Genomic DNA, 14,600 nt, shown 5'->3' on the forward strand with positions numbered 1-14,600 from the left:
GCTGACGAGGGTCTTCAGTAATGGACAAGTTCGGACTCCTCGGCGAGCAACGGATCCCAGACCTGATTGACCGTTGGATGTGGCGCGACAACATGACGTAACACCGTGGTTGGGACCTTCGCGACGATAGCCAGGGTGGCTGCTTGAATCAGTTCGGAGAACTCCGGTCCGACGAAGGTCGCTCCGAGCAGTGTGTTGGTCACGGCGTCGATGACCAGTTTCGCCCACCCCTCGAAGCCATCCCGATAAAGCGCAAGCCGTGTCACGGTTTCGGGGTAGTGGGCAGTTCGCGTCCGTACTATGAACCCGGCTGCGCGAGCCTGACATTCGGTGCGCCCCACCTCGGCGACTTGAGGGTCAGTGAAGATGACTTGCGCCGCGTTGCCGGTGTCACGGACAGTTAGTTCGTTCTCCCACAGTTGTCGCCCGCCGGCGCGGGCGGCGATGATGTCGGCCACGACGCGGCCGTGGTACGTCGAGATGTGCGATAGCAGAGCGCGTCCGGTGGTATCACCGAGGGCGTACAGCCAGTCGCCAGTGACACCGATCGCCTGTAGATGATCGTTCACGGAAACGAACCCACCGACTGGCAGGCCAACGGTTTCCAGTCCGATGTCGTCGGTATTGGCGCAGCGTCCAGCCGCCAACACGATTTCGTCTACCTCGATCGTCTGGTCGTTGAAAGTTGCGGTCACTGGGCCGCCCGCTTTCACGCGCGCTGCCTTTGACAACTCCGTCTCGAAGTGAATCTCGACGCCTTTGCTTCGCAGTGATTGCTCGACCAGTTCGCGGGCTTCGGGTTCGGAGTTGCGAAGCAGGGTGTTCCCACGTACCAGAAGTGTCACTGCGGAGCCCAAACCCGCCAGGATTGTCGCGAACTCAACACCGACTACGCCGCCACCCACCAGGAGCGCGCGAGGTGGCACGCGCGTCATGGTCGCCAGATCCCGATTGGTCCATGGGCATGCGTGCGCCAACCCAGGTATCGCCGGCACGCTAGGACGAGTGCCCGTGGCCACAACGACCGCGTGGCGTGCGGTCAGGACAGCTTCGGCGCCATCCGCATACGCCACGCGCACTGCTCGTTCGCCGCTCAACCGACCGAAGCCATGAAACACGGCGACACCGGCTTCCCGCAATGAAGATACTTGGCTTCGATCCGAGAGATGCTCGATGATCGAGTCGCGTTTCGCGAAGACAGCCGGGATGTCCAATTCCTGTCCCGAAACGGCTTGTCGTACACCAGGAACGGCCTTCGCCAGGTTGAACACCTCGATCGGACGAAGCAGTGTTCTGGTCGGGTTGCAAGCCCAGTAACGACATTCACCACCGACCAGCCGATTCTCAACGAGCGCTACCGCAAGGCCGGCCGACGCAAGGTTACGCACGGCGGCCACACCGCCCACCCCGCCACCGAGGACGATCACGTCGAACTCTTCGCCAGTCACATCTACCCTCATTTCCGAAGAACGGGGGGCCCGAAGTACGGTGCGTCGTGCTGTAGCTGGAAATCCAGTACGGCGAGCGGCATCTGCGCATCGAGGAGAACGGAATCGTATTCGCACGCCATCACCGACGTGGCGTCGGTATGCGGGTTGCGCCCGATCAACTCGACCACCAGCCGCAGTCGCGTCGACTCGGTGACGCCACGTCCCAGGACCCGGACCTCGGGCAGATCACTGAGCATGTCGAGCCGCATCGGTACCACCCTCATCGGGTGGCTGCTGCCGGCTGTACGGCCGCGGAGGGATGTCAATACGATGATGCCGGTGTCGGCAAGCAATAACTCGTTCGACAATGCATTGCCGGTCAGAGTGATCGAGATCGAACAATGCGATTGCGGCGGTTCTGCCGCAGCCATCGCAGTGGCTTCGACCAAGACCAACTCACGGGTGACCTCGCGCCATTGGTGTGCCCGTTCGTATTCCGAGTCGGGGTCTGTTATCGCTGCGCTTGCACGCTCGGCCGCGTTCTCGCGTGTCATGCGATCCGCCTTCGAGTTCAACGCGTCCACCACGCCCAGGTCCTTGTGGTACTCGTGTACACGATGCTCCTTGTTTGACTGCATGGTCGAATGTCGGGCGACCCGTTCTCCGGCGCGGTTCTATAGATTGATGGCCCCTCCGACCAGGGCGTGAAAGCATTCCTGTAGCCCTTCACCGAGTGTGGGATGGGTGTGTACGTTTCGCGCCAACTCGGTGGCGGTGAGGTCCCACTGCTGCGCCAGCGTCAACTCGGGAAGGAGTTCGCTGACTTCGCTGCCCACCAGATGCGCTCCCAGTAGCTCGCCATGGGCATCGTCGGCAATGATCTTCATGAAACCGCCGCGTTCGCCCAGTCCGTGTGCCTTGGCGCTGGCCTGCATGGGAAAAGTAGCGACCCTCAAGCTGTGGCCTGCGGCACGGGCCTGCTCTTCGGTGTAGCCGAAGCTGGCGACCTGTGGCTGGCAGAACGTCACACGCGGCATCATCTGATAGTCCAACGGCATCGTCGCCACGCCAGCAATGGCTTCGGCAGCGACCACACCTTGCGCGGAAGCGACGTGCGCCAGTGTAACTTTGGCGGTGACGTCGCCGATCGCATGGATATGCGGTGCGGACGTACGCATGTAGTCGTCGATGTCGATGGCGCCAGCGGCGGTGATACGCACTCCAGCTGCATCGAGACCGATTTCCTCGACGTTCGGACAAAATCCGATGCAGATGAACGCACGGGCGGCCTGCGCGCTCGCGGACGTTCCGTCAGCGCCGGTGTGGCTGACGACGACATGCTCGCCGTGGTCAACGACTTTGTCCACCCGGGTGGATGTGTGAATCGCTATCCCGCGTCGCCGGTAGTGCCGCTGAAGTTCCCGTGAAACATCGGCGTCCTCGTTCGGAAGAACGCGGTCGGCGAATTCCAGAATCTCAACGCGGACACCATAACTGTGCAGGATGTACGCGAACTCCATGCCGATGGAGCCGCCACCGATGATCACGATGGACTCGGGCAGATCAGCGCTGAGAATCTGCTGCTCATAGGTGACGATGTTGTCGCTGAGGTCAACTCCGGGCAGCATGCGCACCCGCGATCCGGTCGCGATGACGGCGTGGTCGAAGCTGAGTAACCTGCTACCTCCCTCACGCAGGTCCACCCGAAGCTGGTGGGAATCGATGAAACGACCGTGGCCGTCGATCTCCGTGATGTTGTTCTTGCGCGTCAGAAAGTGCACTCCGCGGACACGTGCCTCGGCAACTTCGCGGCTGCGCGACACGGCACGGGCGTAGTCGAGACCAATGTCACCGGAGATACCGAATGCCGCAGAGTCGTGGGTGACGATGGAGGCAATCTCAGCATTGCGCAGCAGCGCTTTTGACGGAACACAGCCTGTGTTGAGGCACACTCCGCCCCAATAGCGTTCCTCGACTATGCCGACACGCATTCCCAGCTGGGCGGCGCGGATGCCTGCCACGTATCCGCCGGAGCCCGCGCCGAGGACGATGAGGTCGAAGTGGTCGCCGGCGGGCGATGTCATCTTGGCTCCTGTTTTGTCGGGCGGACTGACGTTTCGGTGATCAGCGGGGAGCGTCAGCCTGCCTTGGCGACTATGGCCCGTCTGCGGGTTGCGTCGATCGCATCCGCCAGGAGCCACAGCGCCAAGCCGAGGTTCGCGATGTCCTTCATCAGGAACTCGCCGTCGGCGGACAAGATGGGAAAGCCGCCCGCAGAGGCTTCACCCACGCCGGGGGTCGTGACCATGAAACTCAGCGTGGTCACGAAGAACAGCGAGGCGAATACGCCGCCCACCACGGACGCCTTCGGGAACCACGGCTTGACCGCCAGCAGTGCTGCGACAATCAACTCGATTGATCCGTTCAATCGACCAAAGGCGTCGATCGACATGAGGTCGTACATCCAGCTCAAGAGAGGGCTATTGGCTACCCAATGTGAAATACCCTGGGCCTCATAGGTAGTGAACTTCATGGCGCCGAACCAGGCCAAGACTATGACCAGGCCATACCGAGCGACGATCGCCGCGAGCGCGGACGTCCGGGCGCTTCGAAGCTCATCAGCCACAGTGCTTGTGGCGCTATCGTAAGACATGCGGTCTCCCTTGGTATTTCATTGCACCGCTGTGGCGATGTCCGGCTGCTGCCATGCGGCTCAGGTCAGCGCTTACTATCCGTGCACAGTGGGTGAGTTGTCGTCATCCGGCTGTGCATCTCACCCGGGTGAGTGGTTCTGCCGCACCGTCCGGTGACGTGGTCCTCCCCCAGGCCGCCGGCTGGGCGAGTCGACGAGCAGATTACGCAATTGCTCTCGGCCGCGGTTGATCCGTGAACTCACGGTTCCCTGTTCGGTCTCCATGATTGCGGCGATCTCCTTGTAGGAGAGGCCGACGACATCGGCGAAGTACACGGCCACGCGAAACTGTTCGGGCAGGGACTGCATCGCGGCCTTGATCTCGGAGTCGGGCAGCGTTGCGAGAGCCTCGTCTTCGGCCGACCACAGGCCCGCCGATCCGTGCGCCGCGCTGGCTGCCAACTGTCGGTCGGTGATGTGGTCGGTGGGGTACTGCACCGGCCGGCGCTTCGCGGTTCGATAGCTGCTGATGCAGGTGTTGGTCATGATCCGAAACAACCATGCCTTCAGATTCGTATGCGGTTGAAACGAATCCCTACCGGCGTACGCCTTGAGCAGCGTTTCCTGCAACAGATCCTCTGCGTCCGCGAGGGCGGTGGTCATCTGAATCGCCCGCCTACGGAGCGGCTCGAGCAGCGGGATCATCTCACGTTCGAAGTGAACGGCGCTCGCCGGATCCACTGTTGCGCTGGCACATTCAGTATGCGCGCGCGCCACGATTCATTCCCATTGTCACGTCCGGTTCATCGTCGGTTGCACTTGCCCTTCGCTCTCCTGCTGTTGAGCCAGCATTCAGTGACGTGGGTGAGTTGTCGTCGAACCCTTTCGTCGCCATCGGTGACGCTCATCCTGGTGCGTCGTCGTCCGTGGTGAGTGGGCCGTCTCCCGTATCGACCAAGAACACTGCGAGTAGTTCGGCGGGTTCGGTAGCGCTGGCATTCTCACTGATCGTGTGGTGTGCGCCTGGGGGTTCATTCCACGTCTCGCCAGCGCGATAGACACGTGCGGGCTCGCCTTCGACCTGGCTGCGGATCGCTCCGGAGATCACGTACACCACGATGAACGCCGATTCTGCGTGGTGGTGAGGTCCGCTCTTCGCCCCTGGCGGATAGCTGACCGTCACTCCTACCAGCGATTTGCCGGAAACGTTGGTCGGACGATCGAAAACCGTTCGGGTGAACGGTGTTCGAGCTGAGTCCCCGGTCGCCGGCTCGGCGTGGGCTGCAGGAGCAAGAAACGCAATCGCGATCAACGCAGGGAGCATGGTCTTTACCGCCATGTTTGGGTGCCTTCTCTTCGGGAGTCTTGACGACTAACTGATGTGATGCGGTTTGGGGTCGTGCCCGCCGCTGGAGTTGCATCCCGGTCAGCGGCGGGCTCAGCCTCAGAGTCCCCGGCGGCGCCGGCCGATCATGCGATGGTTTCTTGTCAGTCTTCGACTACGCGCACGATCGTCTTGCCAGGAATGCGCTTGTTCGGAGCGAACGCGGCAGCTGCTTCAGCGAGTGGCAGCACGGCGCCAACCGGCGCCTTGAGGCGTCCATCGCGCACTCGCGCAGCGAGGGCGGCGAGCTGGGCGCGATCAGCTTCGACAACGAAGAACACGGCCCGACCGTCCGGCGGCTGGATGTGCGGCGGCTCGGCGACGGTGACGACCGTTCCGCCTGCGCGCACCAATGTGGCCGAGCGGGCCAGAATGTCTCCGCCGATCACGTCGAACACCACGTCGACTTCCCCTGCATCCTCCAGCTTTTCGGTACCCAGATCCAGGAAGGTGTGGACTCCCAGCTCGGCCGCCAGGTTGCGATCCGCGGTCCGGCCGGTGCCGATGACGCGCGCACCGACCTCACGAGCAAGCTGCACTGCGGTCGATCCAACCGCACCGCCAACGCCGTGGATCAGAACCGTCTGTCCAGCCGTGAGGTGGCCGTGGTCGAACAGAGCCTGCCAGGCGGTCAGTCCAGTAATCGGCAGCGAGGCGGCAACAGTGTGATCGATGTCGATCGGCAATGGTGCCAGATTTCGGGCTTCGACCGCGGTGTACTCCGCCAGCGTTCCGTTGCGCGACCAGTCGGTCAGGCCGAACACCCGCTGGCCAACACTCAATCCGGTAGTGCCGTACCCCAATTCAACCACGACTCCGGACAGATCATGGCCGGGCACGCTCGGCGTGCGGTCACGACCGGCGCGATCGGTCCAGGTGTCTGGCCACTCAAGCTCATTGAATATGAAGCTCGCAGCGTGCACGCGCACAACGACATCGTTCGAGGCTGGCTCGGGGTTGGGCAAGTCGGTAAACGACAGGCCGGCGACCCCGGCCTCACGATCTGAAACAGCGATGGCTTTCATTAGACGTCCTTCCTCACGTGGGTTGTTTTCTTGAGACTGACGAGTCAGCATTCCCGGACGCGGGGTGATCGGGCATCACCCGGCGAACCAATTCACCCGGGTGAGGACGAAAGGCAGTACTGAGGGCCGGTCGGCTGGCGCCCCTTGGTCATCCGGTTGCTTCGCGGATGTAGCGGCCGATCTGGCGCAGTGAGCGGGCAGCTTCGGGGATCATCGGCGCGCCGAGCTGGAATACATGGATTTGGCCCGGCCACAGCTGCACCTCGACGGGCACGCCGGCCGCGGCGAGTCGCTGGGCCGCCAGCTGCGCGTCGTGCAGCAACACCTCGCAACCAGACACATGGATCAAGGTGGGTGGCAGTCCGGGTTGGATGTGATCGAGCGGTTCGTAGAGCGCGTCGGGATGCGCGTTCGGGTCGCGGCGGGCTGCGGCGCGGGTGATCAGGCCGTGGAAGGCATGAAAAGCTCTGGGGGCAAACATTGCATCCGAACCAGAGTTGGGATGCGGCGTTCTCTGTGGTCTGCGCAGTTGCAATAGCGGCGACATGGCCACCAACGCTGCGGGCTGCTCGCCGTGCTCGAGCAGGCGTTGGGCCAGCGCGAATGCGAGATAGCCGCCGGCGGAGTCACCGGCAAGCACGATCTGGTTGGGTTGGTAGCCTTTTCGGCGCAACCACCGGTAGCCGTCGTAGCAGTCGTCGACCGCCTCGCGGATGGAATGTTTGGGGATCTTGCGGTAGTTGGGCACCAGTATGGGGCTATCGGCGAAACCCGACAGCATGCTCACGAGTCGTCCGTGGGAGTAGGGACCGCACGTGAGGAATGCCCCACCGTGCAGATACAGAACAGCCCGGCGGGTGCCGTCAGCCGGTAGCACTCCGGCGGCGCGGACGAGTTGCGCGGTGCAGTGCGCAAGCTCAACGCGGGTGCGCACCGTGCCCTGTGTCGGCGCGATGGCCCGGGCGCCGAACTCGACGGCGCCCCACGGCCACGGCGCCGAGGGCAGGCAACTACCCACGCTCAGCGTCGGCCGAATCATCAGCCGGGCGCCGAGCCAAGCGAGCCGCCCCGCGAGGCTAGGACCGTCCTGCACGACTTCTACGACAGCGCCCGCGCGGAGTGGGTGGCGGCGTCGGCCCCTTCCGGCCGTGGCTGCTCTTCGAGCGGGGACCGCGAACCCGGACATGGCGGCAGGTGCGCTCATGTCGATGCTTCCAGGCGAGAGTCACCAGATGTGCGACGCCACCCGATTCGATTCCAGGGGGCGCCCCGGCCGGTGTCGAGCTCATCGGGTCGCCCCTGACTTGGGGCCGGCGCACACTCCTCGCATCCGCGCGATACCTGCCTGTCAGCGAATCTGGGTGAGTCGCTCCGTGTTTGGCAACCTCCGCATAACGGCCGCGGCGCCACCGCCATGCGGCGGCGCCTACTCAGCGCGTGCTGCCGCCGGGCGTGCTCGTCGTCGGCGTAGGCGATCAGCCCGGCCGCGACCGAGGATCCCCCACAAACGGCGGCGGCGACGCCGAAATGGACTAGCTGACAGTCGATCAACATCAAGGCCGCGTAATCACCGGCCACCACAGCCACGAACAACAACGCGATGCGTAGTGGCGTCATGATGTCGGTCACTTCGGCCAGACAGGATGAACGGCGAAGACGTTGCGCAGGCACTCAGTGGCACGCCCACAGGTGTTGCACATCGGTTGGGTGCCGCGTCGAAACGCCATCTCGCACTTGTCGCCCACGTACGTGGCCATCGCCCGTCGCATGATGGACAGGCAGCCACGGCATAGCGTCTCGACGACGTCGCCGTCTGGGCTCAACCCCATCTGCTCGCATCCGTCGATGGCATGTATCTCGGCGACCGCCACTGCCGGCGCGCCGCACGCAGTGCCGGTCGACACCCGCTGGGCACTGCAGATGGGCCTCAACGTGTGAAGTTGATCCTCGATCGCGGGAACGGTGTCGATTGCGGCGACTCCTTTTCGCTGCGCCGAACGCCGGACAGACGCAACGACGTCCCGCAGTCGACGGAGCTGCCACGGTGTTCGGGCGACGCTCGCCTCACCAGGCGATCGTTTTGATTTGCAACGCTTCACTCTGGTTTCTCCCGTTTGTGGTGACGGCTTTGCGCGGTGGTCAACGCAGCCACACCTCGTCCTCCGACAATGCGACCCGTTGCTCGCTGATGTGCGAATACGAGTCAGCTACAAGATCGGCTGCACCTACTCCGGCCATCTGCTGAGCCAGCATTCAACGAAGTGGGATGAGTGGTCATCACCCAGCGAACTGATTCACCCGGGTGATCGGCGCATTTCGCAACATGGTTGGCGGTGGCATCTTGAGCACGTTCAGCCAGATCCTGGTCGACGTTGACGTCCGCGCTCGCACCATTCCGCACTCGACGCCGTGCCGGCGCACCCCAATCTGAAGACGGGCGCGCCGGCACATGGTGGTGACGCAGGGCAACGGTCAGGCCGTTCGCCGATCGATCCATCTCGAGGTGTCGCCGCCCGGGACGGCGACGGCCCGCAGCAATTGCTCGTGGCCGTCCCGAATACCGCGGTAGCTCGACAGATAGCGCTCGATCTGTTCACGGCGCAACGGCCGAGCCCAGATGTTCTCACCGGGAATCTCGATGCCACTGTCGTTGGACGCCGCCCGTTGCCGGGCGCCGACGCGGAACCCGACCACCGACGCGATCATCAACACGACCATGCTGGCGCCGATGATCCCGGCCAATGCGCTTTCGGCCGCCAGTGCGTACACGAACATCCCGAGTGCCACGAATCCCAACAGCAGGCACACGTACGCCACCACAGTCATCGAAACCCTTCGCAATGCCCTCAACACGCCTATCACCTCTCGAAACATCGATCCTTGTTCACAACGCTACGCGTATCGTAGCGCTACGCCTAGTGTAGCGTTTCTTTGGCGGCCGATATTCCGCCGATTGGGAAGGAGTCGCGGATGGCGCAGCGTCAGGACGTTGACGATGCAATCGCGGACGCCACCTTGGCGCTCTTGCGCACAAAGGGTCCCCGATCGGTGACCGTCGAGGCCGTGGCGGCGCGCTCGGGCGTTGCGAAGACCACCATCTACCGACGGCATCGTGACCGCAGGGAGATGCTGTCCGTCGCGTTGGCACGGACGACCACTCCCGAACCGCTTGCTGCGCAGGCGGATGCGGCCGATGCACTGCGCTGGCTCATCAGAGAAGCGGTCAAGGCAATCGAGGTCGGCATCGGCTTCGGCGGCTTCGCGGCCATGCTCACGGACGATGATCCTGACTTCACCAAACTCTTCCGCCGGATCCTTGCCAAGCAGCGCGCCGAACTGGAATCGGTAATCGATGCGGGTAAGGCCGACGGATCGTTCCGCCCCGACATCGACCCGGCCACACTCATCGATGGCGTCGTCGGCGCACACATCGCCGAGCGCGCCCGAACTGGGCGGGTCGCCACCGGATGGGAAAGCAGATTGTTCGATCTCTTCTGGCCGATTCTGCGGGCCTGAGCGCGTCACACCAGCAGCAAGATCGCCGCCTAGGCAGAGCAACACTGCGAAGGCCGCGACGCTGGAAAACCATTCTTCGGTCCAGGGTTCCGATTACGGGTGTTTCGCGCGCTAGGCGATCACTACGATCTCTGCAATCCACCTTCGCTGCTGCCTTTTCAACAGTCGTCGATCAGGCGCCAAGGTCGTACTCCGAAAAAGCCGACCTCTATCGCAGCGTTCTGGGCTCTGACCGTGCCGCGGCCGACACATACATCCGTCGACAACGGGACAGGCCCCCTGTCGTGGGGGCCTGCCTCGGTGAGGCGGTTACACCTGTGCATCATCAGCAGCTGAGCGTCACATACGCCGTCATGTTCGTCACGGTCGTGGCGATGTTAGGCCCAGGCGTGCCGAGCACGTTTCCAGGCACACCCGAGTCGGTACGCGAGTATGTCTGGCCGGGGCGCACTTCGGTTACCGTGCACTGATCCATGAGGCCAGTACCGGTTCGGCTGACGATGACGTTGTAGCCGTCGGATTGAAGTTTGCCGATGGTCTGATCGGCTGTGCTGACGCCGCTGGGGGCAGCGCTGGCCGCGGCGGCGGTGCCCAGCCCGAGCGCCGCGATCGCGACGATGGTTCCAACTGTGGTGGCAATATTCTTCATCTCAATCTCCCTCTGTAGGTAGCTATTTCGCTGCCTTCTGGCCATCGCATACGAAGTTGCCTGTGCCCCAACATCGAAATGAGACCCGACGAGATGCTCGTCGGGCCTGAACTGCTGTGGCAGCGTACTGTCGGCCATCGTCCGCCCAGTGGCGGGTGTCAACCAGAAGTCACCTAGTCCAAACAGGAGGACAGTCGCTTCTATTCCCGAGTGTTCCGTGCGAAATGCGCCTTGCTATCACGGCTTTGGCAGGCGTCTGGCGACATAGGTGGCACGTCGGTTGCCGTTGAGAGGCCATTCACGGTGGCATGGTTGGCATTTGAGATGACGGGCGTGGGCTCGGAGCAATGATCGATACCTGTGGATGAGGCTCGGCGAGGCGGCGTGAAGGTGGGCGCACATTCCCGAGGACGATCCATCGCGGAATCAGGTATTCGATCAAGACCGGCGTTGGCGCTGGCTGGGAAGGTACGCCCATGCTCACCGTAGTTCACGATGCTGATGAGGCCAATGGCAATGAGGCCGTCAAGCGTTCGCTGCTTGATGAGATTGTCCGCGACGGCGCCCCGGACGATGTTGGCTGCGGCGTTGCAGGCCGAGGTCGACGCGTATATCGACGCGCACGCCCGTGAGGTCGATGCGGACGGCCGCCGTTTGGTGGTGCGCAACGGCTATCACCAGTCCCGCGAGGTGCTGACGGTCGCGGGCGCCGTCGAGGTGACCGCGCCGCGGGTCAACGACCGGCGGGTGGATCCCGTTTCTGGTGAACGGCTGAGGTTTTCCTCGGCGATCCTCCGTCCTGGGCGCCGAGCATTGGATCCGATCGAAAGTCTTTTTGCCACCGTGCGGTTGCGGACCAAAGCCACCAAGGGACCCGGCGCCCGCGCCGCGGGAATTACCATGGCTTACAAGCTGATCGAACCGCACAGGCCCGCTGAACCCGGTGAGTCAACCGATACCGTTGTCGCCTGAAACATCGGCGTGGTGGCCTGGGCGATGCCTATCGCTCGTCGTGCAGAAGTGCTGCGAGGGCACGCGCGGCGTGGTCGAAAGGTTCGATGCTGCCCGCCGCTCGACACAAGACGTGGGCACCCTCCAGAATTGCCAGCAGCATCTGCGCCAGGTCGGATGCAGCGTTGTGGTCCATGCCCGCTGACGCGAGGCGCTCTGCGAGTTGACCAGCCCATGAGGACAAGGAGGCTGCTGCGACGGCTCGTAGCGGGTCGGACTCACCGGTAGAACCAACAGCGACAGCCGCTACTGCGCACCCTCCGCCCGCAGCGGACGCCTCGACTACGGGCCGGATCCCCTGAACGAACGACTCGACCACGCCGCGTGGAGTCGTCGCCTCCAGAGCGGCAAGGTATCCGCGGACCTGTCGGCCGTTGGTCTCCGCGGCCTCCGCCGCCAACTGCGTCTTGCCGCCGGGAAAGTGGTGGTAGATCGCGCCTCTAGCGGCGCCGCTGCGTGCCAGGACGTCACTGAACGACATGCCCGACAGTCCGCGCCGTTGGAGTTCCACGATGGCGGCATCGATCATTCGCCCTCGAGTATCGCGCATGATTGGCTCTCTTCACGACTTGACTAGTACGTACATCCTAGTACTCTTCGACTAGTACGCCCATCCTAGTCCTCGACCTTGGAGCCTCAATGCCGATCACAGTCACAGCCCCGGCCGGAGTACTCACCGACGACGGCGTACGGGCGGTGATTCCTCGATTGACTCACGCCGTGCTCGACATCAGCGGTGGCATCGGAAATGACTTCTTCACATCGCTCATCGGCGGCATCGTCAACATCCTGCCCCCCACGACCATCTATGGCGGTGGGGTCAATCGACCGATAGTCATCGTGGAACTCAAACTGCCCAACATCGGGCTGCCGTCAGTGGACAACCGGCGCGAATTCATTGACGCCGCGACCCGAATCGTCGCCGAATCGACACGCCCCGACCATGATCCGAAGAACATCTGGGTCAACGTGATCAACGCGCCCGACGGCGGCTGGGGCATCGCCGGGCAGGCATACACAGGCGACGAGCTGATCAACTCGATCGCCGGTCACGCCAAGGCGAACTCGGTGATCGATTCCCCATCATGAGCGCCGCCGACGAACGTCGGGCCGGGTCGGCCTGCTGGATCGATCTTGGTACGCCCGATCCGACGCCGACGGTTCGATTCTACGAAGCGCTGTTCGGTTGGAACGTCGCTAGTCCGGATTCCGACGGCTATCGTCTCGCCACTCTGGAGGATCACCTCGTTGCCGCGTTCGGGCCGGCAGCAGATCCCGGCGCACCGTACTGGACCGTCTACCTCCACACCGACGACGCTCACGCAAGCGCGCGCCGCATCGTCGATGCAGGCGGATCAATCGTGACCGCACCAGCGAAGGCGGGCGACTCCGGAGTCGCGGCCACTGCACAAGACCCGAACGGCGCGACGTTCGCACTATGGCAACCGACCGGCCACCGTGGGTCGTGGGTGTCCAAGAGGCCGGGGACCCTTGCGGGTTTCGAGCTGACAGTAGACGACGCCGCCGAGATCAAGCGGTTCTGGAACGCCGCCACCGGCTGGACATTCGACGACTCCGGTTCCATCAACTGTCAGGGAGCGGTCGTCGGAACCTGGCGACCATCGGCACTGAACGTGGAGTCCACGTTCAGCTCACCATGGCTGATCAACCTCCGAGCCGGCAACGTATCGGAACGGATGGCGCACGCAATCGCCCTGGGCGCCATAGCCATCGATCCCGATCGAGGGATCCTTCTCGACCCTGCCGACACTGCGTTCAGGCTAGTCACCTAGCCGCGGCACCGAGGCGCCTAAAGGGATTCCAATGCCTCCCGCCTACGGCGAGTCCTGCGGACGACATCCTGCTGCAACGACTGCGCACCACGGCGCGACCCCGCCGAAGCGGGCAGTCGGCTGGGAACGGACGGAAAACACCGTGCGCTACCGGCTCCGCAAGGTGGCCGAGATCACCAAGCTGCAACTTCATTTCCCAAAAGGGCAGCCGGCCAGGATGATCGACCTCGCCAACAATGACAGTACTGACGATGCGCGCTGTCGAAACCCGACAATGCGCGGCGGCATCGTTGTTCGGCGCGGGCAAGCCCGGACAGGCAATCCGGACCACCATGGACGTTGAAGCCAAACGGTATGAGAGGTGGAGCCTTGATGGACGACGCAGAACGCTACCGCGATCAATCGTCGCAGCTGGTGCGCACCTAGCTGGGTCGTCGCCACCTGGCCGAGACTCCGGCGTCAACGCGGCTCAGGTCAAAGCTGCCCGCGCACCGAGCCCCGCGGCGGGCGCCTCGCCGGTCCTCCACGCGTCGACCGCTCATTGGTCGTTTTACAAATCGACTTGCCCAGAGTGGATTTCGGTGACCATCTCACGTCCGCATGATCGCCCGATCGGCATTCAGGCGCGCGGCTGTCGAAGCCTTCGAACCCTTGACTTTGCGGCTACTGCAGTGGTCCGTCGTCGGGCTGTTTCGCCGTAATCCTCTGCTGCGTGCTAGCGATCGGTTTGAGGTAGTGGTCGTGGCGCTGGCTGTCATGGTGTCGTTGCTGGTCGTCCCGATCGCCGCGGCGGTCGGTACCGCCGTTCATGATTCACGCCGCGATGTCTACACCCAGCAGGGAGACACTCCTCACCTTGTCACCCCGGCGATCACCGACGACAACCTGCTGCACATCAGTTCGCCCGGGCCGAGCAGCGGCGCCCGGCAAATCACAGCGCGGAATGGCTTGATGAAGCGGCTGACACGCCGGCTATGGGGTCAGCGCTTGCGCTTCCGCAGAATCGGTGTCGACTCTATGACCTTGGTGCGCTTGGCAGCCCGACGTTCCTTGATGGACAGTGCGGGCTTCCGAAGAGTCTTGCCCGGAGATTTGTCAGCCATTGTCGCTCCTTAATACGAAGTGGCAACCACCTGCCCCCGACCATACGTCAGAAAGAA

General features: G+C 63.3%; 17 protein-coding genes and 1 pseudogene. 6 read left to right on the top strand and 12 right to left on the bottom strand.

The features are described from left to right. Positions 1–14: 14 nt before the first annotated feature. The 10 genes from N536_RS0109880 to N536_RS0109930 form a co-directional block, all read right to left on the bottom strand. On the bottom strand, positions 15–1,460 hold the full coding sequence (locus N536_RS0109880; RefSeq protein WP_029113463.1) for an NAD(P)/FAD-dependent oxidoreductase: 1,446 nt from the start codon (positions 1,458–1,460) through the stop codon (positions 15–17). After that, positions 1,457–2,017 (bottom strand): hypothetical protein, encoded by a 561-nt coding sequence (locus N536_RS37940; RefSeq protein WP_155948534.1) that lies wholly within the window; start codon positions 2,015–2,017, stop codon positions 1,457–1,459. The genes N536_RS0109880 and N536_RS37940 overlap by 4 nt, the downstream gene beginning before the upstream one ends. A gap of 87 nt (positions 2,018–2,104) precedes the next feature. Continuing rightward, positions 2,105–3,514 (bottom strand): dihydrolipoyl dehydrogenase, encoded by a 1,410-nt coding sequence (lpdA, locus tag N536_RS0109890; RefSeq protein WP_029113464.1) that lies wholly within the window; start codon positions 3,512–3,514, stop codon positions 2,105–2,107. 53 nt (positions 3,515–3,567) lie between these two features. After that, positions 3,568–4,083, bottom strand: coding sequence for a YkgB family protein (locus N536_RS0109895; protein ID WP_029113465.1), 516 nt, complete (start codon positions 4,081–4,083; stop codon positions 3,568–3,570). A 120-nt stretch (positions 4,084–4,203) separates the two neighbouring features. Further along, positions 4,204–4,842 (bottom strand): sigma-70 family RNA polymerase sigma factor, encoded by a 639-nt coding sequence (locus N536_RS37945; protein WP_051574384.1) that lies wholly within the window; start codon positions 4,840–4,842, stop codon positions 4,204–4,206. 124 nt (positions 4,843–4,966) lie between these two features. Then, on the bottom strand, positions 4,967–5,401 hold the full coding sequence (locus tag N536_RS43510; protein ID WP_029113466.1) for a cupin domain-containing protein: 435 nt from the start codon (positions 5,399–5,401) through the stop codon (positions 4,967–4,969). Between the two features lie 149 nt (positions 5,402–5,550). Continuing rightward, positions 5,551–6,471, bottom strand: a complete 921-nt coding sequence (locus N536_RS0109910; RefSeq protein WP_029113467.1) for an NADP-dependent oxidoreductase — start codon at positions 6,469–6,471, stop codon at positions 5,551–5,553. Between the two features lie 148 nt (positions 6,472–6,619). Further along, positions 6,620–7,675, bottom strand: coding sequence for an alpha/beta hydrolase (locus N536_RS0109915; protein WP_029113468.1), 1,056 nt, complete (start codon positions 7,673–7,675; stop codon positions 6,620–6,622). 421 nt (positions 7,676–8,096) lie between these two features. Next, positions 8,097–8,375, bottom strand: coding sequence for a hypothetical protein (locus N536_RS42935; protein WP_231514471.1), 279 nt, complete (start codon positions 8,373–8,375; stop codon positions 8,097–8,099). A gap of 568 nt (positions 8,376–8,943) precedes the next feature. Continuing rightward, on the bottom strand, positions 8,944–9,297 hold the full coding sequence (locus N536_RS0109930) for a hypothetical protein (RefSeq protein ID WP_064751531.1): 354 nt from the start codon (positions 9,295–9,297) through the stop codon (positions 8,944–8,946). Positions 9,298–9,441: 144 nt separating this feature from the next. On the opposite strand from N536_RS0109930, the gene N536_RS0109935 reads away from it, so the two are divergent. After that, a complete protein-coding gene (locus N536_RS0109935; RefSeq protein ID WP_029113471.1) occupies positions 9,442–9,987 on the top strand; it encodes a TetR/AcrR family transcriptional regulator in 546 nt (181 codons plus the stop codon). A 325-nt stretch (positions 9,988–10,312) separates the two neighbouring features. Here N536_RS0109935 and N536_RS0109940 read toward each other — a convergent pair whose 3' ends face one another. Continuing rightward, entirely contained in the window at positions 10,313–10,774 is a 462-nt protein-coding gene (locus N536_RS0109940) for a hypothetical protein (protein WP_369798408.1), read from the bottom strand. Positions 10,775–11,112: 338 nt separating this feature from the next. On the opposite strand from N536_RS0109940, the pseudogene N536_RS41410 reads away from it, so the two are divergent. Next, positions 11,113–11,431 (top strand): annotated as a pseudogene (locus tag N536_RS41410) (transposase); the annotation flags it as partial. 205 nt (positions 11,432–11,636) lie between these two features. Here the strand turns inward: N536_RS41410 and N536_RS0109950 are convergent. Next, positions 11,637–12,176 (bottom strand): TetR/AcrR family transcriptional regulator, encoded by a 540-nt coding sequence (locus tag N536_RS0109950; protein WP_036435931.1) that lies wholly within the window; start codon positions 12,174–12,176, stop codon positions 11,637–11,639. Between the two features lie 110 nt (positions 12,177–12,286). On the opposite strand from N536_RS0109950, the gene N536_RS0109955 reads away from it, so the two are divergent. The 4 genes from N536_RS0109955 (at position 12,287) to N536_RS42565 (ending at position 14,556) form a co-directional block, all read left to right on the top strand. Then, complete coding sequence (locus N536_RS0109955; protein WP_029113475.1) at positions 12,287–12,736, top strand: hypothetical protein; 450 nt, start codon at positions 12,287–12,289, stop codon at positions 12,734–12,736. Beyond that, a complete protein-coding gene (locus tag N536_RS37950; protein WP_051574386.1) occupies positions 12,733–13,440 on the top strand; it encodes a VOC family protein in 708 nt (235 codons plus the stop codon). Before N536_RS0109955 ends, N536_RS37950 begins: the two co-directional genes overlap by 4 nt. Positions 13,441–13,582: 142 nt before the next feature. Beyond that, positions 13,583–13,783 (top strand): hypothetical protein, encoded by a 201-nt coding sequence (locus tag N536_RS42940; RefSeq protein ID WP_231514472.1) that lies wholly within the window; start codon positions 13,583–13,585, stop codon positions 13,781–13,783. 257 nt (positions 13,784–14,040) lie between these two features. After that, a complete protein-coding gene (locus N536_RS42565) occupies positions 14,041–14,556 on the top strand; it encodes a hypothetical protein (protein ID WP_051574387.1) in 516 nt (171 codons plus the stop codon). Positions 14,557–14,600 lie beyond the last annotated feature (44 nt).

Origin of the sequence: Mycobacterium sp. URHB0044, from assembly GCF_000620625.1 — a bacterium.
Classification (GTDB): Bacteria; Actinomycetota; Actinomycetes; order Mycobacteriales; family Mycobacteriaceae; genus Mycobacterium.